The sequence below is a fragment of the Nitrosomonas sp. genome (genome assembly GCA_031316255.1).
GTDB lineage: Bacteria > Pseudomonadota > Gammaproteobacteria > Burkholderiales > Nitrosomonadaceae > Nitrosomonas.
Genome location: JALDQW010000001.1, coordinates 1,444,879 through 1,465,158 on the forward strand (window position 1 = coordinate 1,444,879; position 20,280 = coordinate 1,465,158).

The 20,280-nt window shown below is 43.3% G+C and carries 21 protein-coding genes; 16 read left to right on the forward strand and 5 right to left on the reverse strand.

What is annotated here, in order from left to right; translation table 11 throughout:
- The first annotated feature begins 20 nt into the window (after nt 1-20).
- The 15 genes from atpB to MRK00_06585 all read left to right on the forward strand — a co-directional run bounded on the left by atpB (nt 21) and on the right by MRK00_06585 (nt 13,559).
- Complete coding sequence (gene atpB, locus MRK00_06515) at nt 21-830, forward strand: F0F1 ATP synthase subunit A (protein MDR4517023.1); 810 nt, start codon at nt 21-23, stop codon at nt 828-830.
- A gap of 49 nt (nt 831-879) precedes the next feature.
- Nucleotides 880-1,152, forward strand: coding sequence for a F0F1 ATP synthase subunit C (gene atpE / locus MRK00_06520; GenBank protein ID MDR4517024.1), 273 nt, complete (start codon nt 880-882; stop codon nt 1,150-1,152).
- Between the two features lie 33 nt (nt 1,153-1,185).
- Nucleotides 1,186-1,659, forward strand: coding sequence for a F0F1 ATP synthase subunit B (locus MRK00_06525; GenBank protein ID MDR4517025.1), 474 nt, complete (start codon nt 1,186-1,188; stop codon nt 1,657-1,659).
- Complete coding sequence (locus tag MRK00_06530) at nt 1,659-2,195, forward strand: F0F1 ATP synthase subunit delta (protein MDR4517026.1); 537 nt, start codon at nt 1,659-1,661, stop codon at nt 2,193-2,195. The genes MRK00_06525 and MRK00_06530 overlap by 1 nt, the downstream gene beginning before the upstream one ends.
- A gap of 13 nt (nt 2,196-2,208) precedes the next feature.
- Nucleotides 2,209-3,750 (forward strand): F0F1 ATP synthase subunit alpha, encoded by a 1,542-nt coding sequence (gene atpA / locus MRK00_06535; GenBank protein MDR4517027.1) that lies wholly within the window; start codon nt 2,209-2,211, stop codon nt 3,748-3,750.
- Nucleotides 3,751-3,753: 3 nt separating this feature from the next.
- Nucleotides 3,754-4,644: a F0F1 ATP synthase subunit gamma gene (gene atpG, locus MRK00_06540; GenBank protein MDR4517028.1), complete on the forward strand. Its 891-nt coding sequence runs from the start codon at nt 3,754-3,756 to the stop codon at nt 4,642-4,644.
- Between the two features lie 25 nt (nt 4,645-4,669).
- Entirely contained in the window at nt 4,670-6,049 is a 1,380-nt protein-coding gene (gene atpD / locus MRK00_06545; GenBank protein ID MDR4517029.1) for a F0F1 ATP synthase subunit beta, read from the forward strand.
- A gap of 13 nt (nt 6,050-6,062) precedes the next feature.
- Nucleotides 6,063-6,485: a F0F1 ATP synthase subunit epsilon gene (locus MRK00_06550; protein MDR4517030.1), complete on the forward strand. Its 423-nt coding sequence runs from the start codon at nt 6,063-6,065 to the stop codon at nt 6,483-6,485.
- Nucleotides 6,486-6,769: 284 nt separating this feature from the next.
- Complete coding sequence (gene glmU, locus MRK00_06555) at nt 6,770-8,140, forward strand: bifunctional UDP-N-acetylglucosamine diphosphorylase/glucosamine-1-phosphate N-acetyltransferase GlmU (GenBank protein ID MDR4517031.1); 1,371 nt, start codon at nt 6,770-6,772, stop codon at nt 8,138-8,140.
- Nucleotides 8,141-8,185: 45 nt separating this feature from the next.
- Nucleotides 8,186-10,033, forward strand: a complete 1,848-nt coding sequence (gene glmS, locus MRK00_06560; protein MDR4517032.1) for a glutamine--fructose-6-phosphate transaminase (isomerizing) — start codon at nt 8,186-8,188, stop codon at nt 10,031-10,033.
- 132 nt (nt 10,034-10,165) lie between these two features.
- Nucleotides 10,166-10,891, forward strand: coding sequence for a YebC/PmpR family DNA-binding transcriptional regulator (locus tag MRK00_06565; protein MDR4517033.1), 726 nt, complete (start codon nt 10,166-10,168; stop codon nt 10,889-10,891).
- Between the two features lie 24 nt (nt 10,892-10,915).
- Nucleotides 10,916-11,434 carry a crossover junction endodeoxyribonuclease RuvC gene (gene ruvC / locus MRK00_06570; GenBank protein ID MDR4517034.1) on the forward strand — a complete coding sequence of 173 codons (519 nt, stop codon included), beginning with the start codon at nt 10,916-10,918 and terminating at the stop codon, nt 11,432-11,434.
- Nucleotides 11,431-12,015 (forward strand): Holliday junction branch migration protein RuvA, encoded by a 585-nt coding sequence (gene ruvA / locus MRK00_06575; protein MDR4517035.1) that lies wholly within the window; start codon nt 11,431-11,433, stop codon nt 12,013-12,015. Before ruvC ends, ruvA begins: the two co-directional genes overlap by 4 nt.
- Nucleotides 12,016-12,027: 12 nt before the next feature.
- Complete coding sequence (ruvB, locus tag MRK00_06580; GenBank protein ID MDR4517036.1) at nt 12,028-13,065, forward strand: Holliday junction branch migration DNA helicase RuvB; 1,038 nt, start codon at nt 12,028-12,030, stop codon at nt 13,063-13,065.
- A gap of 38 nt (nt 13,066-13,103) precedes the next feature.
- Nucleotides 13,104-13,559 carry a hypothetical protein gene (locus MRK00_06585; GenBank protein ID MDR4517037.1) on the forward strand — a complete coding sequence of 152 codons (456 nt, stop codon included), beginning with the start codon at nt 13,104-13,106 and terminating at the stop codon, nt 13,557-13,559.
- 234 nt (nt 13,560-13,793) lie between these two features.
- On the opposite strand, the gene MRK00_06590 is transcribed toward MRK00_06585, so the two are convergent.
- Both MRK00_06590 and MRK00_06595 read right to left on the reverse strand, forming a co-directional pair.
- Nucleotides 13,794-14,033, reverse strand: a complete 240-nt coding sequence (locus MRK00_06590) for a hypothetical protein (GenBank protein ID MDR4517038.1) — start codon at nt 14,031-14,033, stop codon at nt 13,794-13,796.
- A gap of 13 nt (nt 14,034-14,046) precedes the next feature.
- Nucleotides 14,047-17,388 carry a TonB-dependent receptor gene (locus tag MRK00_06595; protein MDR4517039.1) on the reverse strand — a complete coding sequence of 1,114 codons (3,342 nt, stop codon included), beginning with the start codon at nt 17,386-17,388 and terminating at the stop codon, nt 14,047-14,049.
- Nucleotides 17,389-17,762: 374 nt separating this feature from the next.
- Here MRK00_06595 and MRK00_06600 point away from each other — a divergent pair, with 374 nt between their 5' ends.
- The gene (locus MRK00_06600; GenBank protein ID MDR4517040.1) at nt 17,763-18,536 is read left to right on the forward strand and encodes a hypothetical protein; all 774 of its coding nucleotides are present in this window, start codon (nt 17,763-17,765) and stop codon (nt 18,534-18,536) included.
- 211 nt (nt 18,537-18,747) lie between these two features.
- On the opposite strand, the gene MRK00_06605 is transcribed toward MRK00_06600, so the two are convergent.
- From MRK00_06605 to MRK00_06615, 3 genes are all read right to left on the reverse strand, one after another.
- Nucleotides 18,748-18,987 carry a type II toxin-antitoxin system RelE/ParE family toxin gene (locus tag MRK00_06605; protein MDR4517041.1) on the reverse strand — a complete coding sequence of 80 codons (240 nt, stop codon included), beginning with the start codon at nt 18,985-18,987 and terminating at the stop codon, nt 18,748-18,750.
- Complete coding sequence (locus MRK00_06610) at nt 18,987-19,226, reverse strand: type II toxin-antitoxin system ParD family antitoxin (GenBank protein ID MDR4517042.1); 240 nt, start codon at nt 19,224-19,226, stop codon at nt 18,987-18,989. Before MRK00_06610 ends, MRK00_06605 begins: the two co-directional genes overlap by 1 nt.
- A 512-nt stretch (nt 19,227-19,738) precedes the next feature.
- A complete protein-coding gene (locus tag MRK00_06615; GenBank protein ID MDR4517043.1) occupies nt 19,739-20,272 on the reverse strand; it encodes a hypothetical protein in 534 nt (177 codons plus the stop codon).
- Between the last annotated feature and the right edge of the window lie 8 nt (nt 20,273-20,280).

The window sequence follows — 20,280 nt, forward strand, 5'->3', positions numbered from 1 at the left end:
GACCAGATAACAGGTAACGCATGGCAGCAGATACAGAGCTTACTCCAACAAAATATATCGATCATCACTTAACACATATGACAGTGCAAGTCCAGGAAGGTGCATTCTGGGCTTTGCATGTTGATACCTTGGTAACGTCAATTCTACTGGGCATACTGGGAATGGGGTCCGTTTGGCTGGTTGTGCGCAAGGCGACTCCAGGGGTGCCGAGCAAGCGTCAGGCTTTCGTTGAATTGATGATTGAGTTCATCGATAACGAGGTAAAAAATACTTTTCATGGAAACAGGCATGTGTTTGTCGCGCCAACAGCCTTGACAATTTTTGTCTGGGTACTGTTGATGAATACGATGGATATTATGCCTATCGATATTACCGCATGGGTTACTGAAAACGTATTTGGCCTGCATTACTGGAAGATAGTGCCGACAACGGATGTCAATACAACATTTGCACTTGCACTTTCAATCTGGTTTTTGATGATATTTTTCAGTGTGAAAGTCAAAGGATTGGGCGGTTGGATGCATGAGTTATTTTGTACGCCGTTCGGAAAGAATCCGTTGTTATGGATTTTGAATCTGCTTTTCAATTTTATTGAATATGTTTCCAAACCACTTTCACATTCGTTACGATTGTTCGGAAATATTTACGCGGGTGAAATTATTTTCTTGTTGATTGGTATGTGGGCCGCGACCGGTGTTGCGGGTGCATTTTTCGGAGCTATACTCGGTGCAGGCTGGGCTATCTTCCATATATTAATTGTGACACTGCAGGCATTTATTTTTATGATGCTGTCGGTGGTTTATATTTCTATGGCGCATGAATCGCATTAATTAACTTTTTTTGTAACAAAATCTTTAATCATAACTAAAGGAAATAGGCATGGAGAATTTAGAGTATTTGGCGTTGATTCAAGCATATACCGGAATCGGTATTGGTCTGATGATTGGATTGGGTGCTGCCGGTGCTTGTATCGGTGTGGGTGTAATGTGTAGTCGTTTCCTGGAAGGCGCTGCGCGACAGCCTGAAATGATTCCGACTTTACAAGGCAAGGTATTTTTGTTACTCGGTTTGACTGACGCGTCATTTATTATTGCAGTTGGTTTGGCAATGTTGTTTGCATTTGGTAATCCATTGTTGGCAGTTATTCAATAATTAATCTTTGTTTAGATCCAATATGGGTTGGTCATGAATATTAACTTTACATTAATTTCTCAGGCATTAGCTTTTTCAACATTTATCTGGTTTACAGTTAAGTTTGTTTGGCCACCATTATTACGTGCGATTGAAGAGCGTCAAAAAACAATTGCAGATGGTTTGGCAGCTGGTGAACGTGGGCGCCATGAGTTGGAATTGGCAAGTCATCGTTCCTCAGAAATTTTGAAAGAAGCAAAACAACAAGCATCTGAGATTATTCTCCAAGCTGAGAAACGCGCTTCTGAAATTGTGGAAGAGGCCAAAAATACAGCTAAAGAAGAAGGCGATCGAATCATTACAGGTGCGAAAGCAGAAATCGATCATGAGATTTTCAGTGCCAAAGAATCATTAAGACAGCACGCAGCAAGCCTTGCGATAGCAGGTGCGACTAAGATACTGCGTAAGGAAGTCGATGCTAATGTGCATGCTGAATTACTCGCATCAATTGAGGAAGATCTTAAATAATGGCTGAAGCAATTACAGTTGCGCGACCTTATGCTGAAGCAGTTTTTAAGCTGGCAGTCGCCAAGAATGCTTTAACAGAATGGTCTAGAATGCTGCAATTAGCAGCGGATATAGCACAGGATGGCCAAATAAGATCGCTTATTGGCAATCCGGTTGTGTCGGCTAAACAATTGGGTGAATTGCTGCTTGAGATCGGCAAAAGCAAATTTAATCAGGAAGGCCGCAACTTTTTGATGATGCTGGCAGAAAACAGCAGAATTAGTGTTCTTCCACAAATTAGCCAACTGTTTGAACAACTGAAAGCACAGCATGAAGGTGTACTCGAGGCAAATATCATTTCGGCTTTTCAAATGAATGACAGGCAACTTAGGAAATTGATAGCCGATCTTGAACATAAATTCAAAAGGAAAATAGTGGCTAAGGTTCAAGTTGATCCTGAATTGATAGGCGGAATTAAAGTCGAAATCGGCGATGAAATATTTGACGCTTCCATTCGCGGTAAACTAGAAGCAATGTCTAATGCCCTTAAAAGCTAGGAGTTAAAAGAAAATGCAGTTAAATCCGTCCGAAATCAGTGAACTGATTAGAAATAGGATAGAAGGACTTGCTGAAACAGCAGAAGTTCGTACACAAGGTACCATTGTTTCGGTAACAGACGGTATTGTCCGAATACATGGTTTATCAGATGTCATGCAAGGTGAGATGCTGGAGTTTCCGGGCAATACATATGGTTTGGCACTTAACCTGGAACGGGACTCAGTAGGTGCGGTTATTATGGGTTCATATGAACATATTTCAGAAGGTGATACGGTTAAATGTACCGGAAGAATTCTGGAAGTACCTGTTGGTGAGGGTTTGCTCGGTCGTGTAGTGAATTCGCTGGGACAACCTATTGATGGCAAGGGCCCCATTACTTCTGAAAAATCAGAACCTATTGAAAAGATTGCTCCGGGCGTGATTTGGCGTAAGTCAGTTGATCAGCCCGTGCAAACTGGCCTGAAATCGGTAGATTCGATGGTGCCGATTGGGCGTGGTCAGCGAGAATTGATTATCGGTGATCGTCAAACAGGCAAAACAGCGGTTGCGGTTGATGCGATTATTAACCAGAAAGGCCAGGATATGCTGTGTATTTACGTGGCAATTGGCCAGAAGGCTTCGTCTATTGCAAACGTTGTTCGTAAACTTGAAGAATTCGGTGCGATGGAATATACGATTGTGGTTGCAGCCACGGCATCTGAATCTGCGGCGATGCAATTTATTGCGCCATATTCTGGTTGCACAATGGGTGAATATTTCCGCGATATTGGGAAAGATGCACTGATTGTTTATGATGATTTGACCAAGCAGGCGTGGGCCTATCGTCAAATTTCACTGTTGTTGAGAAGACCGCCTGGTCGTGAGGCCTATCCAGGCGATGTGTTCTACTTACATTCACGCTTACTGGAAAGAGCCGCGAGAGTAAGTAAAGAGTATGTTGAGAAGGAAACAAATGGCGCAGTTAAGGGAAAAACGGGTTCGCTGACGGCATTGCCGATTATTGAAACCCAGGCAGGCGACGTAACCGCGTTCGTACCTACTAATGTGATTTCTATTACCGACGGCCAGATATTCTTGGAAACGGATTTGTTTAATGCAGGTATTCGGCCGGCAATTAATGCAGGTGTTTCAGTATCCCGAGTAGGCGGTGCTGCACAGACCAAGGTGATTAAGAAACTGGGCGGCGGTATACGATTGGCACTGGCCCAATATCGTGAATTAGCTGCATTTGCACAATTTGCATCTGACTTGGACGATGCGACTCGCAAGCAACTTGACCGTGGTAGAATGGCAACGGAATTGATGAAGCAACCGCAATATGCAACGCTGAGCGTTTCTGAAATGGCGCTAACCTTGTTTGCCATTAACAATGGTTATTTTGATGATGTGGAAGTCAATCGTGCATTGGCATTTGAGTCTGCTTTGAAAAGCTCTATCCGTAGTCAGCATGGCTCAATTTTGGAAAAAATTGAGAGCACCAAAGAGCTCGATTCAGAAACAGAAAAGCAATTGGTTGCTGCAATTGAAGAATTCAAAAAGAACGGAACATATTAAGCCATGGCAGGCAGCAGGGAAATACGTAATAAGATCAGAAGTGTAAAAAATACACAAAAAATTACACGGGCTATGGAAATGGTTGCTGCATCCAAGATGCGCAAAGCCCAGGATCGCATGAAAAAGGCCAGGCCCTATGGCGAGAAAATTCGAAATGTTGCAGCACATATGAGTGGAGCAAATACCGAATATCGCCATCCATTTCTGATTGAACGAGATACTGTCAAGCGTATTGGCATTATTGTTGTAACGTCAGATAAAGGACTGTGTGGTGGTTTGAATACCAATGTCCTTCGGCGCGCGTTGAATGAAATGAAGAAATGGCAGTCCGAAGGAGAGGAATTAGAGGTATGTTGTATTGGCAGTAAAGGCCTCGGCTTTATGTCAAGACTTAAGGCAAAAGTTATTTCCCAGGTTGTAGGACTTGGTGATACGCCGGATATGGAAAGTCTTATTGGTGCGGTAAAAGTGATTCTGGATGGCTATACCGAAGATCGATTTGATCGTGTGTATATCTTTTATAATCGTTTCATCAATACCATGAAACAAGAACCGGTAATGGAAAAACTGCTGCCATTAAGTAACGAAAAAATGCAGTCAGACAATGCCCAGGAAGAAAGCTCTGCAAAAGTAGCGGGCTGGGATTATATCTATGAGCCTGAAGCAAAACCGGTAATTGACGACATCATGGTGCGTTATGTCGAAGCATTGATTTATCAGGCGTTAACCGAAAACATGGCATCCGAACAATCAGCCAGGATGGTTGCGATGAAGGCTGCTTCCGATAATGCAGGCAATGTCATAGATGAATTGACGCTTATTTACAACAAGTCTCGACAAGCTGCAATTACTAAAGAGCTATCGGAAATTGTGAGCGGTGCAGCAGCAGTTTAAATATAAAAGTATTTAGGATAAAACGATGAGTCAAGGAAAAATTGTTCAGTGTATTGGTGCAGTGGTTGACGTGGAATTTGACCGTGAATCCATTCCAAAAGTTTATGATGCATTGGTGATGGAAGGTTCTGATCTAACATTGGAAGTCCAGCAGCAATTAGGTGATGGTGTGGTTCGTACAATTGCGCTGGGATCATCTGATGGATTGCGTCGTGGCATGATGGTTGAGAATACTGGTGCTGAAATCAGTGTTCCAGTTGGACCTAAAACACTGGGCCGGATTATGGATGTACTCGGTAGACCCATTGATGAAATGGGAGATATTGGATCTGAAAAATCAATGTCCATACATCGCGAAGCGCCGGCGTTTGATGAATTGTCTGCATCCACCGAATTACTTGAAACGGGTATTAAGGTGATTGATTTGATCTGCCCGTTCGCCAAAGGCGGTAAGGTCGGACTGTTCGGAGGTGCTGGTGTTGGTAAGACTGTGAACATGATGGAGTTGATCCGTAACATTGCGATTGAACACAGTGGATATTCTGTCTTTGCAGGTGTTGGTGAGCGTACCCGTGAAGGAAACGATTTCTATCATGAAATGAAGGATTCCAACGTACTGGACAAAGTTGCGCTGGTTTATGGGCAGATGAATGAGCCTCCAGGCAACCGGCTTAGAGTTGCACTGACCGGATTGACGATGGCGGAAGCTTTTCGCGATGAAGGACGTGATGTCTTGTTTTTTGTCGACAATATTTATCGTTATACGCTTGCCGGTACTGAGGTTTCTGCGCTTCTGGGTCGTATGCCTTCCGCTGTAGGTTATCAACCAACACTGGCAGAAGAAATGGGTCGATTGCAGGAGCGTATCACATCAACTAAAACAGGTTCTATTACTTCGATTCAAGCGGTATATGTTCCTGCTGATGACTTGACGGATCCATCACCCGCAACGACTTTTGGCCACTTGGATGCAACGGTTGTATTGTCACGTGATATTGCTTCGCTGGGTATTTATCCGGCCGTAGATCCACTTGATTCGACATCAAGACAGCTCGATCCGTTGATAGTTGGCGAAGAACATTACACTACGGCACGGGAAGTGCAGCAAACATTGCAACGTTATAAAGAATTAAGAGACATTATCGCTATTCTTGGGATGGATGAGCTATCAGCAGAAGATAAATTGGCTGTGAGTCGTGCACGAAAAATCCAAAGGTTTTTGTCTCAACCGTTTAACGTGGCTGAAGTATTTACAGGGTCGCCAGGAAAATATGTTCCACTGAAAGAAACGATTAAAGGTTTTAAAGGTATTGTGACAGGTGAATACGATGACCTTCCTGAACAGGCGTTTTATATGGTGGGTGGTATCGAAGAAGCAGTAGAAAAAGCAAAAAGTATTCAATAAAGAGTAAAGAGTGATGGGTACAGTTTTTCATCTGGATATTGTGAGTGCGGAAGAATCCATTTATTCGGGGCCAGTCGAGTTCTTAGTGGCACCCGCACAAATGGGAGAAGTCGGTATATATCCTCGGCATACGCCTATGCTGACAAGAATTAAGTCGGGCATGGTTCGAATTAAAGCGCAATTAAAAGAGGAAGAGCTCGTTTATGTATCGGGCGGCATGCTTGAAGTGCAGCCAGATGTGGTTACTATTCTCGCAGATACAGCGATCCGAAGTCATGATCTGGATGAAGCAAAAGCGATTGAAGCCAAACGTATTGCGGAAGAAGCAATGAAAGACCGGGCTTCTGAATTAGATTATGCAAGAGCGCAGGCCGAGCTGATGGAGGCTGTATCGCAGTTGGCAGCTATTGAGAAATTAAGAAAACGCAGACATTAGTACAATATTCAAGAATAATTAAAAGGGCGACAATAAATCATGTCGCCCTTTTTTATGAATCTAGATTTTGGTTTTGTGATTATTTAACGATGAAGCGATTCATGAGTGTTTCTTTTCGAAGCGTTTGATATAAATAATTGGTGTATTTCCATGTAAAATTGGTTTCTAGAAAGCAGTAGAAATTCGTAAAACAAGATGTGTTTCTATTTTTGTGATTGATAAAATATATTCAATAGCGGGAATTTGTAGAACTTGGAATAAATTTTTAAGTGATAGAATTTCAAATGGCATCTAAACTGAATATCGTAATTCTGGCTGCAGGTCAAGGCAAGCGCATGTGCTCGGCATTACCCAAGGTACTGCACCCACTTGCTGGAAAACCATTGCTATCGCATGTTGTCGATTTGGCAAGAAATTTATCACCAGAGCAGATTTGCATCGTTATCGGACATGGCGGTGAACGTGTAAAGGATTCTATACAAGATCCAGATCTAACTTGGGTAAAACAAGAACCCCAACTGGGAACAGGTCATGCATTATTACAAGCGAAGTCTTACTTAGGTTGCAATGGTAAGACGCTGGTTTTGTATGGAGATGTACCACTGGTCAGTTTAGAAACACTGAACCGGCTCATCGAAGTTTCATCGGATAATACCTGTGGCATTTTAACGGCTGTTCTCCAGAATCCGTATGGATATGGCCGAATTATCCGTGATCGAAATACGAATGCTATTAAAGGTATTGTCGAACAAAAGGATGCTACCGAATCACAAAAAACCATTAATGAGGTTAATACCGGAATCATGGTCATTCCGAATAATTATCTGCACAAGTGGTTGCCAAGTTTGGAAAATAAAAATGCCCAGGGGGAGTATTATCTGACGGACATCGTTAAAATGGCTGTCGATCAGAATGTTTCAGTTGTCTCTTCAAATGCACAGCATGACTGGGAAATTCTGGGTGTCAATAGTAAATTACAGTTGGCGCAACTGGAGCGTATCTACCAGCAAGAAAATGCAAAAAAACTACTTGATAACGGTGTTATGCTGTTTGATCCATCTCGCATTGATGTTCGCGGCGAACTGATCTGTGGCCATGATGTTGAGATTGACATCAATTGCGTATTTGAAGGTTTGGTAACATTAGGAGATGGCGTTAAGGTCAAGGCAAACTGTATTTTGAAAGATGTTACAGTTTCTGAAGGAACTGTCATTCAGCCATTTAGCCATATTGAAAATTCACAAATAGGCGCCAATTGCAAAATTGGCCCCTATTCAAGAATACGGCCGGAAACTCAGCTGATCGACAATGTGCATATCGGCAATTTTGTTGAAGTAAAAAAAAGCCGGATTGCATCGGGAAGTAAAGTCAATCACTTGAGTTATATTGGCGATACGATAATCGGTCAAAATGTCAATATTGGTGCGGGTACCATAACCTGTAATTATGATGGCGCATATAAACATCAAACAATCATCGAAGATAATGTATTTGTTGGTTCTGATACACAACTTGTTGCGCCTGTCAAAGTATCGCATGGTTCAACAATAGGCGCCGGTTCTACAATAACCAAGGATACACCTGAAAATGAATTGTCATTATCACGGTCGAAACAAGTCAGTATAACCGGATGGAAGCGTCCGTCAAAAACATAAAATTATCCAAAATTTGAATTAACCTCTGAAGCAAGGAAACATAAAATGTGTGGAATTGTGGGTGCTGTTGCAAAAAATAATGTGGTTCCGGTATTGCTAGAAGGCTTGTTGCGACTGGAATATAGAGGCTACGACTCTGCTGGTTTGGTCATTACCAATAACGGATTGCAGCGTCTGCGTACAACTGGACGGGTTGCAGAGCTGGAAAAGAAGGCTGCTGAACAAAAAACCAATGGATTGGCAGGGATTGCACATACACGATGGGCGACACATGGTGAACCATCCGAACGTAATGCGCATCCGCATTTATCTGGCAAAGAATCAAAGATTGCTGTCGTTCATAATGGCATCATCGAGAATCATGAGGCCATGCGTAAACAACTACAAGCTGAGGGTTATCAGTTTGAATCGGATACGGATACCGAAGTGATTGCGCACCTGATTGCGTCTAAACTTAAAAATACAACCGGCTTGCTAAATGCGGTTTGTTTGTCGATATCTGAATTGCAAGGCGCTTATGCTATTGCAGTTATGGAAGAAGCATATCCTGACCGACTTGTGGTCGCTCGAAAAGGTGCCCCGTTGTTGTTGGGATTGGGTGAAGACGGAATGTACGCAGCTTCAGATGCTTCTGCTTTATTGAAAACTACCCGCAATATGGTATATCTCGAAGAAGGTGATGTCGCTGAACTTTATCAGGACCACTATCGTATCTTCGATTGCACGGATGGCTGTATTGGTGAGGAAATTAAACGTCCCGTTCATCAGAGTGATCTGACCAGCGATGCAATTGATATGGGTCCCTATGATCACTTCATGCAAAAAGAGATATTTGAGCAACCCGGCGCAGTAGCGAATACACTGGAAATGGTGTTTAACGCGCAATCCATATCACCCGGATTGTTTGGCAGTTCAGCAGAACAGATTTTCTCGCAAACGGACAGTGTGCTCATTCTTGCGTGTGGCACCAGTTATCATGCGGGACTCGTGGCGCGATACTGGATGGAATCCGTTGCCGGAATACCTTGCGCCGTGGAAATTGCCAGTGAATATCGTTATCGGGATCCGGTTGCAGATCCTCGAACACTGGTAGTGGGTATTTCCCAGTCTGGTGAAACCGCAGATACGCTGGCTGCAATGAATTATGCGAAAGAGTTGGGTCATAAAAATAGTCTGGCTATATGTAACGTGGCGGAAAGTGCCCTGATCAGACAAACAGATTTGCGTTTTCTCACGCGCGCCGGGCCTGAAATAGGGGTTGCATCGACAAAAGCGTTTACTACACAGCTTGCATCCTTGCTGTTATTGGCTATTTTGATGGCGAAGCTACGAAATAAACTATCGGTAGAAAAAGAACAGGAAATGATTGCCGCATTAAGGCATTTGCCCGCAGCATTGCAATCTTCGTTACAGATAGAACCCGAAGTACAGGAATGGTCGGAACGTTTCTCGGAAAAACGCCATGCGCTGTTTCTGGGTCGTGGCGTTCACTACCCAATAGCAATGGAAGGTGCGCTCAAACTTAAAGAAATATCGTATATTCACGCAGAAGCATATGCTTCTGGCGAACTAAAACATGGCCCACTGGCTTTGGTGGACAGGGAAATGCCGGTTGTCGCAATCGCGCCAAACGATCAACTGCTGGGCAAGCTTAAATCCAACCTGCAGGAAGTGAATGCCCGCGGTGGCGAATTATATGTTTTTGCTGATGCGGACACACAGATTGAAGAAAACGAAAGTCTTCACGTTATCCGGCTCGCTGAGCATGCCGGCATCTTGAGTCCGATTCTGCACACTATTCCATTACAGTTACTGGCTTATCATGTGGCGCTTGTGAAGGGTACCGATGTCGATAAACCCCGAAACCTGGCGAAAGCGGTAACAGTGGAATAATCAGCCTGGCTTTGAGCAATTCATTGGTTTGTTTCTGGATTGAAGGATTAATTCTGGTTACGTATGATATACCTTTATCCCTGCAAGACAGGGTGGTAAGATAGGCGCACCTTAAATAAGAGATAGAATCCAATGGCAGGTCATAGTAAATGGGCTAATATTAAGCACAAAAAGGCTGCGCAAGACGCCAAGCGCGGCAAGATTTTTACCCGGCTCATTAAAGAAATTACCGTTGCGACCCGTATGGGTGGCGCTGATCCCGACAGTAATCCGCGTTTGCGGTTGGCGATGGACAAAGCATTTGGTCAGAATATGCCTAAAGATAATGTTGAGCGCGCCATTAAACGGGGTAGTGGCGATCTGGAAGGCGTTAATTACGAAGAAATCCGTTATGAAGGCTATGGTATTTCAGGGGCGGCTGTGATGGTAGATTGTATGACGGATAACCGTATACGTACTGTTGCAGATGTACGTCATGCTTTTAGTAAATTTGGCGGCAATCTTGGAACAGATGGTTCGGTTGCTTTTTTATTCAAGTATTGCGGACAATTTGTATTTGCACCGGGTACCAATGAAGAAAAACTGATGGATGCCGCACTTGAGGCTGGCGCTGAAGATGTCATCAATAATGATGACGGAAGTATAGAAATCATTACCGCACCCGATGAATTCGTTACCGCTAAGGAAGCTTTGGAAAAAGCTAATTTTACGGCCGAGTTTGCTGAAGTGACCATGAAGCCGACCAATGAAACGGTTCTGACGGGTGACGATGCGGTCAAAATGCAGAAACTTCTGGATGCACTTGAAAATTTGGATGATGTACAGGCTGTTTATACGACGGCTGTGCTCGATGAATAAATTCTAATTCATAAAGGTATTCAAATTCGTATTCTAGGTATAGATCCTGGATTGCGTATCACCGGATTTGGTGTCATCGATCAGAATGCACATCAACTCGCCTATATTGGTAGTGGATGTGTGAAGACATCGGAAGGTACGCTGCCCCATCGGCTCAAGTTGATCCTGGATAACTTGCGCGAAATTATTCTGCAGTATCGCCCTGATCAGGTTGCCATAGAAAAAGTTTTTGTTAATGTCAATCCGAAGTCGACACTGTTGCTGGGACAGGCGAGAGGTGCGGCTATTTGTGCGGCTGTTCTTCATAATCTCGAAGTTGCGGAATATACTGCATTGCAAATCAAACAGGCTGTCGTAGGAAATGGTCATGCCCACAAGAATCAGGTTCAGGCAATGGTCATGCATTTATTAAGCTTGTCAACAAGTCCCGCTAAGGACGCTGCTGATGCGCTGGCTTGCGCGATATGTCATGCACATGGCAGCATCGGGTTAGGAAAAATTTCAACAATGGGTCTGCGTATGAAACGGGGAAGATTGGTTTGATTGGTCGCCTGAAGGGTATTTTGCTGGAAAAACAGCCACCGCAAGTGTTGCTGGATGTGCAGGGTATCGGTTATGAAATTGACGTTCCCATGAGCACATTCTTTGACCTTCCGGCTATCGGGGAGCAAACAACGCTATTTACACATCTTCTGGTTCGCGAAGATGCGCATTTGTTGTTTGGTTTTGCAACCGAGATTGAACGTCAGGCATTTCGCCAGCTGGTCAAAATATCGGGTGTCGGTGCGAGAACTGCGTTGGCATTATTGTCCGGTATGAGTGTGACGGATCTGCAGCATGCCGTTAAATCGGATGACAGCTCGCGGCTTGTCAGAATTCCGGGTATCGGCAAAAAAACGGCGGAACGCCTTTTATTGGAACTACGTGACAAACTGAGTGCCACAGAAATGCGCTCGACGACTGCGTTAGCGGTTTCTGACCAAACCGGAGACATTACCAATGCGCTCATGTCTTTGGGCTATAATGCAAAAGAGGCTAATTGGGCTGTCAAGCAAATACCGGTTGAAACAACCGTGGCTGATGGCATTCGACAGGCCTTGCAGCGATTGTCCAAGGATAAGTAAACACCGTTCGCAATGATTGAAACTGATCGATTGATAAATGCCACAACTGCATCTTCCCAGGAAGAAGTGTTGGAACGCGCCTTGCGGCCGAAGCAACTGGATGAATATGTCGGGCAGGAAAAAATCCGCGGCCAGTTACAGATTTTTATCGAAGCAGCACGGCGCCGCCAAGAGGCGCTGGATCATGTGCTGTTATTCGGTCCACCGGGACTCGGTAAAACAACACTGGCGCATATTATCGCCAGAGAAATGAGCGTTAACTTACGCCATACTTCAGGGCCAGTACTTGAACGGGCGGGTGATCTTGCAGCCCTGTTGACAAATCTGGAGCCGCATGATGTCTTGTTTGTCGACGAGATTCACCGTTTGTCTCCTATAGTCGAAGAAATATTATACCCTGCGTTGGAAGACTACCAGCTTGATATTATGATCGGCGAAGGACCTGCAGCACGTTCTGTTAAGCTGGACCTGCCGCCGTTTACATTGGTGGGTGCAACCACGCGTGCGGGCATGCTGACAAATCCATTGCGTGACCGTTTCGGAATTGTATCAAGACTGGAATTTTATACAGCTGCGGAACTGAGCAAGATTGTTGTGCGCTCAGCTGGGTTATTGAATGTTGAGATAACGCAGGACGGCGCGATGGAAATCGCACGCAGATCACGTGGTACGCCGCGCATTGCCAATCGTCTGTTGCGCCGGGTGCGCGACTACGCTGAAGTCAAGTCAAATGGACAAGTAACGCGTCAAGTCGCCGATGCGGGCTTGAGCATGCTTGATGTCGATGCAATCGGTCTGGATATCATGGATAGAAAGTTGTTATTGTCTGTACTGGAAAAATTTAACGGTGGTCCTGTCGGTGTGGATAATCTCGCTGCAGCAATCGGTGAAGAGCGTGACACTATTGAAGATGTACTGGAACCTTATCTGATTCAACAGGGATTCCTGAAACGCACGCCGCGCGGGCGCATGGCGACAATCATTGCTTACCGGCATTTTGGTGTGGCCTTGCCGAGGAATGGTTTGCAGGGGGAGCTGTGGGAAGAATAAAATCATTTGTTGGCCGAAATTAATTAAAATTCTGAATTATGCAAGTTCAAACATTACGTCTCATTATCGCGGTATTGATGACAATCGTCGTCATGCTGTATTTTCATACCAACCGCGAACAGAAGTTTTATAGCACAACCGCAGAACCAGCAGCTGCGCAAATTCTGAAAGAAATCTCGACCTGGGAGAAAGAACCCTTGTTAAGACATCTGGCGCCCGAAGCCAAACAAACCATCACCGATGAACAAATGGACCAATTACTCGATCACTACCGCAGTTTTGGCCGATTTTATTCCATTGATGAGCTGGATTTCTCGCGGACAGCGAGTGCCTTTTCGTTATTTGGCGAGAAGCGAATCAACTACTCCGGTGTGGCCGATTATTCAAGCGGGCCTGTCAATGTCAACATCACCCTGGTAGAACGGGGCGGTTATTTTCTGGTATACAATTTTACTTTGGGCAGAGCACAGGAAAATAAATCATGGCTTTTTTGAATGGCCAACCCTATTAAGATTACAACTCTTTCTTTTTACCACTGCTGTCTTGTTAACTTTTCATGTCTCGAAACAAATTTTAGAACATGGGAAAGGATTGTATTACAATGTACTTGGCCTTGTTCTCAATCTTATTCAATAAGTTATCGAAAATCCTATTGTGACAATTTTGGTTGAACCGGGTCTCTTCATGTATCAGTTAGCGGGATAGCAGTGATATGATATACGAAATATCTACATTGTTTTAATTTCTCCTTGCTTCATAATATATGTGACTGTTTCATTGTTTCCTCCTGGGCTTTTTTCATGTAGGTAAACACAACATATTTCACCTTTTTTTTCTGCTTTGTAAGTACCACCTGAAGTATGCACTTCTCCATTGCTGTCACTAATTTTCCTAAAACTGCCATCATTTTCCCGCTTGAAAATATGGCATTTGCCTGTGGCATCTTTTTCAACTTTATAAGCTGTCATTGTATTCTCCTGTTTAAAAGTTTAAAGTTATTCTTGCAAAAAAAGTCCTCTCCGGAATGAATCGTGGGTTTACAGATTCTGATAACTGGAAGTTGATACTTCTATAGTAAAAATTCTGATTGAGTAAATTTCTGGCCTCCAAACTTAATATACCTTTTCGTTTAGGTAATCTGAATCCGACAAATGCATCTAATAAAAAAAAGTTGTCGATACCAGAATTATCTTTTATGGGAATTCTCTCTTTTTTATGGTTATTTTCGTCAATATCACCTAATCGCGTCAAATCCTGTCGTACGAATGTGCCAGTCATACCGGAGAAAATACCCGTCGGATGAAAAAATTCCATACTGATTGGTGCTATAAGCGTCTGAATACGTACAGGATCTGTTGAAAGCAAGGCAGCAAATTCATCTCTTCGCTTATATTGTTCATACTGCAACTCTCCTTTAATAGTCCAAAATTTGTGTGGCATCCAATAAATATATGCTCGATATAGATGCTCTTTTTGTTTTATTGTCGCTTCGTTTTCTTTATCAGGTTCATCGTCAAGAAAAACGGTTGACGGTACATTCAAGATACGTTTGGTGGCTTCGATGCCGGTATACAATGCATGATTAATGTAATAATCCAGTCCTATACCCGTACGTTCTGTGCGCGTACCGTTAACATCGTCAAAAAACTGGTTAAATCCGGCTATCTGCGTCGGTTCAAGTGTCTGTTGTGCAATCAAGTGCGATTTGGTAGTTCTGAACCATGCGCCTCGTAAACGTAAATTGTCGAGTAGATTCCACTGTAAGCCAAATTTAGGATTTACCCTGTCACTTCTGTTTTTTTCTGTGACGTTTAGAGTGCTGCTAAAATTATCGTAGCTTAAGCCTAATGTCAGATTAAGATCACGCCAATAATTAATATTGGTGTATGCATACAAATTCTCACGATCCATATATTTATAAGGAATTTGCTTTTGTGAATCATTTGTAATCCAGCTAAATCGATAGATGCTACCACCGGCAATTGTATTGAAATATTCATGACGGAGTTGGTGTTGCGCCTCAAATTGGAACCCCTCATTCTTTAAAGTAGTTGAATTTAATTTTTCGAGGCGGTCAATATACTTTCCCGAAAAAATCAAATCCTGATCGGGTGTTAACTCATACTTGGCGCCAATGCGTGCGACATCTTCTTTTATCTTGCGACGTGTTTCTTCACGAAAAATTTTATTTAAACCAAGATTTTTTCCTTCAAAGTCCAATAACAAATCGCCATGCTTGGTTTCACGTGTCCTGACCTCAGCTTGAACATTAAGCTTGGGTGTAAAGGCATGCTGAATGAACGCATTGAGTACATCATGATTTTGATCATTGTTTTTTCTGAATCCATCGCTTTGGTAATGAAATTGTCCGAAGCTGACAGAGGTTTTTTCATATAACTGGGAATAGACTATTTCGTTACCGAAGGTGCTGTTGCTGCCCACAATCCCGGATGCAACCAGTTGCGGACGGTTGCGTTCCATCAGTGGCGCGAATTCATTAAATCCGACCGCGGTTGGTCCGGTATTGGTGATAATGTTCAAGTCGGCAACGGCGAGTTGCGGCTGTACCGGATTGGTGTTGATTGGCTGCAGCAGTTGTGCCTGCAATAATTCACTGACACGGGCAATTTCATGGCGCGGGATGTTGACATAAATATCCGACAGAAAGCGATGTGCCGAATGATTGGATGGATCAATACTTAGAGACTGCGCCGTTTGCATGATTGCGCGTTTCTCAAAACCCAGATTGTCGAAAATGCGTGACAGGCTGGAACCACGCGCGGCTTCATCCTGGTCCAGTAATAATCTGGAGCGATAAACCGCGCGATTGTCGTTCAATTCGATTGATTTCTGGATGTCACGAAGCGCTTCAATAGGTCTGTTTTGTGTTTGCTTTTGTATGGCATCGTAAAACCAGGGGGTTGGATCATTGGGATCGCGATCCTTGGCCATGCCAAATTGCGTACTGGACAGGGAATAGCGTTTTTCTTCAAAGTAGGCCTTGCCCAGATAGCTGCGGATCAGAGAACTGGCCGGATCCAGAATGGCGGCAATTTCAAGCTCTATACGCCCGGCCTCAAGTTGACCTTCACGGATTAAAGCCAGACCCAGGCCGAGGCGTGGCATTGGATCGGACTGGTCAAGTTCGATTGCCCGGTTAAAAGTCTGTTTTGCCCTTTTTGTATTAATTTTCGTCAGATAGGCAAATCCCAGAACAGTTTGGGTTCTGGCAATTTCCGGATTCAATCTGACGGCTTCCGTGGCGGCATCCAGCGCCAGATCAATTTCGTTTTCTGACATGTGTAACTCTGCCAGCCGCGCCCAAATCAATGCATTTCGTGGATCAAGCTTGGCTGCCTGTTGCACGTTGGCCAGCGTTTCTTCAATTTCAAAATGCGCTTGTTGAACAAACGAGAGCGCCAGTTTTGCCGCAGCCGAATTTGTATCCAGGATTACAGCAGTTTGTGCGAATTCGAGTGCCTGCGCCTTGTCATTTTGCGTCAGTGCAATAATTGCGCTTAATGCATGGGCATCGCTGTTTGCAGAATCCGATTGCAGAATCTGCGCTATGATTTCTTCAGCGCCGTCAACGCTGCCTAGCGCGAGCAGGCGCGCGGATTCTGCAATTTCGATAGCGGTATGGTGTTTGTCTTTTCGGTTGTCCAGCCAGTATTCAATTATCGTCGGATAATGTAACGTCCACTGAACCGCATCGATCGGGTTGAGGATGATTTCTTTCCGGGGTGGCTGGTTCTTGTACGCGACAGCTTTTTCATGACTTTCCAGGGCAATGTGGCCAAAGGGGTTTTGAGCGGTTACCCGGCCCTCAAAAACAACCAGCTGTGTGTGCAATTCATTCACGCCAACAAAGAATTCCGTGCCTTCCACGCCCGCATTCATAAATGGCGTTCTGACATTAAAAGGTTTGGGAGTTCGGGTAATGATATGCATCGCGCCTTTGATCAAATCCATTAATGACGTGGTTTTATTTTCCTGGGTTTCCGGAAAAGTAATCGTTGTTTTTTGGTCCAGTCGCAACATACTGTCGTTCACTAGCCGTAGCGCCGCACGGCTGTGTTTGCGCACACGCAAGTGATCTCCGGTGCAAAGTTGCGTATTCAGTTCGACGGGAAGCCATGTGCTTTCCCGCATTCTTCGCACTTCAACAGTGCCTTGTATAGAAACGACTTGCGCTGCTGCAAAGTGGCAGACTTGCGCTGCTTGCGCGCTACGTGCAAATAAAAACTGTGCCAGCATGAGAAAAAGCACTGCCGAGACAGAGAGTGTTAACAAGCTTGTCCGCTTGATTGAGCACCATAGCATATTTGTTATCCGCAATACATGCATCATTACATATTGTTAAACTGAAAACGCAATTTTTCTCCATCTGACGTGATGAACATTAATTTAACAATAATGCTAATGCTAGCATATTCATTTAAAAAGTTATTGATTTTGTTCGGTTTCAATTTTTTACCATAAAAATGATTTGCCGGATGTGAGAAATTCCACATATAAACAATAGTAAGTTGATTAGGATTGGAATGTGCTATAAATTGTCAAATGAGGGTCGATCAGTACAAAGAGTCAATGATTACGTACCGCAACAAGTTGTCCGATAATGAAAAACTTGTTCAATCGAGCAGATTTCTGGCTAAATATTAATGCAAATCAATCCATCCAAAAGGGGGTAGTCCATGTTAGCAGCATCACATCTTGCCAAACTCGGCGTTACCGTTCCACAGGCATTGAAGTTTCTGGTTACAAATGTTGAGCGACCGGAAACAATTTTCAATGTGGCTTCTCAATATGCGATTACAACGCAAATGCTGGGCGAAATAACCCATCTTTCTCCAGACATTATCAGCGATTATTTTGCGGATTTTGGGTTGGATTCCAGTGAACTGGACGATACCAGTATTTTGGTGAATGCCGATTTGGGCGCTTTCAGTCAATTTGTCAGTTTCAACAAAAACGATGAAGCATATGCTGACAATGTGGATAATATTTCAGAAGCGTTGTCGACGGACTCCCTGAGAGAGTTTGTTCAACCGCTTTTGAATGACCCGGCGTCATATGACTCAGTTTTCGGGCCGCAATTTCCATTTCAAGCGAATGACGGTGTTTATGATGCGGAAGAACTGGGTGTCGATTTGGGCATTGAAGTCCCGGCTACGAATGAAAGCATAGAGTCGTTGTTTTACGGTTCCTTGATCAACATGTTTTCCGCATTTGACCAAACGGAATTAACACCGATTGTTCAATTCCCAGTCAATGATAGAAATACAGAGGATTTTAAGACATTTGTGTTGGAAGCATTTAACGATGTGCCAGAAGTTGTACTCTGGCCAGCTGATGTGATGGTCAGGCTGGTGGTGAATGAAGCGGTTATTCAGATCAATGACTTGGTGGAAGACAGTTCGATTGTCGGGGTGCTGGATCATAGTTTTTTGGGGGTGGCTGTCGGGTAAAGTTTATCTTGATGTCAAGAGTAACTTTTTATTCTCATAATAATCTTGTGTACTGATGCATCCAGATTTTATTTAAATTTCCGGATATTCCTGATGCGTTTATCCGGCAATTTTGTATAAATATCCGCGTTTATTCTTTTGTTTCATGCTTTGCCTGTTTCACTGAGTAACGCCTTTACATCGCGGCTTTGGTGTATGACACGGGAAATAACTATAAAGTCTTTTTCCTGTCTGTAAAAAATAACGTGGCTAACACATATTCAAACCAAAAATACCCTTCTCTTATACTGTCGCAGCGACGACCCAGAAGAGGGTTTTCTGCAAGTAATCCGAATTTTTTATCCAGATCGTTTAAATAATTCCGGCGTTGATCCTTGCTCCATTTACGTTGCGTATAACGGCCAATCTTGCGAATATCTTCCCGCACTTCTTTTGAAACCTTAAAGCGCATCACTCTTTTTCATCAAGTTCACGCTGTATCGCTTCGATGTCGTAGTCCTCGGCAATGCCGCTTTCCTCGCCTTTGACAAGCGCCGCGCGTAATACCTCCAGTCTAGTTTCTTCCTGTTCCAGAAGTCTGAGTCTTGCGCGCACGGCATCACTTACTGAAGCATAGCGCCCCGCCTTTGTCCGTTCATCAACAAAAGTCTCAAAATGATCGCCAAGCGAAACACTGGTATTTTTGGCCATTTCCTAGCCTTTTCAAAATTTTATTCACTAATAATTTACCAAAGATTGATATGCATGCCAAGAAAATAATCGGGAAATATGGCCAAAGAGGGTTTACACAGCAAGGTAGCCTGGATAAGTTTACACCATCCAGGATTGTCTTATCAGATGCAAAAAACGATATTTATTGAGAGTTTTGCAAAACTCACTGGAGATTTATAAACTATGCCGTAACACAATATCGTACGTTAAGCGATTGATTGGTTGTATATGAATCTTTTTCAAATAACCCCACGAAGCGCAGAAAAACACTTTTTTTAAATGGAGTGAATGATATTCCTGGATGGCGTAGCCTTATCCAGGCTACTCGCTAGTTATGAACCTGCATGCTGTCGTCTATTCATCTCAAGACGAAATTATTATTTGACAAGTTAAATAGTTTGATGAATTTCTGAGTGAACTCTTTTTATTACCTATACAACCAGTGGTAATAAATTGTGGTTGTATAGGTAAAGCTTGTAATGATTATTTTTCTATTTCCATATCAAACAGTAATCTGTATATTGTGAACCTCCTTGAGGGCCATTATATCCTCCATATAACCATCTTACGCAATTTGGATTTTTGACAAATGGGATTATCATTGCTGTAGCATTGTACTCGTTTGTTGGGGTTGGGTCTTGGCCTGGTTGAAGGTTTTCTCGTTTAACAATAAACTTATTGCCTTTCTTATTGGATTGTTCAATATCTAATAGCAATTGAGAAGAATTTCCTTCTGAATCAATAAGAACAACTATTGTTACGTCTTTTAAGTTTGCTTTTTTTGCCTGGCTTATCAATTCATTCGCAACTACAGGATTGTTTATTTCATCAAGTCGGCAATGCGGATTTGGAGTGTTTTTTCCGCATGGTTTTGGATTGGAAAAAATAAGTTTATCTTCAACATGAGAAATTATGTCTTCTTTTATTTCTCGTTCGACTTTCTCGATTATATTTTCATGATCGTTTTTCTCACTTTGACAACCTACAATACTTAATATTACAAAAAAAAGAATCAAGACTTTCATTATTAGCT

Bases quoted from the DNA above. Each gene is read 5' to 3' on its own strand.
- MRK00_06605 (MDR4517041.1), bottom strand. From the start codon at position 18,987: ATGCGCTTTAAGGTTTCAAAAGAAGTGCGGGAAGATATTCGCAAGATT.
- MRK00_06600 (MDR4517040.1), top strand. From the start codon at position 17,763: ATGTTAGCAGCATCACATCTTGCCAAACTCGGCGTTACCGTTCCACAG.
- atpG (MDR4517028.1), top strand. From the start codon at position 3,754: ATGGCAGGCAGCAGGGAAATACGTAATAAGATCAGAAGTGTAAAAAAT.
- MRK00_06530 (MDR4517026.1), top strand. From the start codon at position 1,659: ATGGCTGAAGCAATTACAGTTGCGCGACCTTATGCTGAAGCAGTTTTT.
- MRK00_06585 (MDR4517037.1), top strand. From the start codon at position 13,104: ATGCAAGTTCAAACATTACGTCTCATTATCGCGGTATTGATGACAATC.
- MRK00_06525 (MDR4517025.1), top strand. From the start codon at position 1,186: ATGAATATTAACTTTACATTAATTTCTCAGGCATTAGCTTTTTCAACA.
- atpA (MDR4517027.1), top strand. From the start codon at position 2,209: ATGCAGTTAAATCCGTCCGAAATCAGTGAACTGATTAGAAATAGGATA.
- atpD (MDR4517029.1), top strand. From the start codon at position 4,670: ATGAGTCAAGGAAAAATTGTTCAGTGTATTGGTGCAGTGGTTGACGTG.
- MRK00_06615 (MDR4517043.1), bottom strand. From the start codon at position 20,272: ATGAAAGTCTTGATTCTTTTTTTTGTAATATTAAGTATTGTAGGTTGT.
- atpE (MDR4517024.1), top strand. From the start codon at position 880: ATGGAGAATTTAGAGTATTTGGCGTTGATTCAAGCATATACCGGAATC.
- ruvB (MDR4517036.1), top strand. From the start codon at position 12,028: ATGATTGAAACTGATCGATTGATAAATGCCACAACTGCATCTTCCCAG.
- MRK00_06595 (MDR4517039.1), bottom strand. From the start codon at position 17,388: ATGCTATGGTGCTCAATCAAGCGGACAAGCTTGTTAACACTCTCTGTC.
- MRK00_06610 (MDR4517042.1), bottom strand. From the start codon at position 19,226: ATGGCCAAAAATACCAGTGTTTCGCTTGGCGATCATTTTGAGACTTTT.
- atpB (MDR4517023.1), top strand. From the start codon at position 21: ATGGCAGCAGATACAGAGCTTACTCCAACAAAATATATCGATCATCAC.
- MRK00_06565 (MDR4517033.1), top strand. From the start codon at position 10,166: ATGGCAGGTCATAGTAAATGGGCTAATATTAAGCACAAAAAGGCTGCG.
- glmU (MDR4517031.1), top strand. From the start codon at position 6,770: ATGGCATCTAAACTGAATATCGTAATTCTGGCTGCAGGTCAAGGCAAG.
- glmS (MDR4517032.1), top strand. From the start codon at position 8,186: ATGTGTGGAATTGTGGGTGCTGTTGCAAAAAATAATGTGGTTCCGGTA.
- MRK00_06590 (MDR4517038.1), bottom strand. From the start codon at position 14,033: ATGACAGCTTATAAAGTTGAAAAAGATGCCACAGGCAAATGCCATATT.
- MRK00_06550 (MDR4517030.1), top strand. From the start codon at position 6,063: ATGGGTACAGTTTTTCATCTGGATATTGTGAGTGCGGAAGAATCCATT.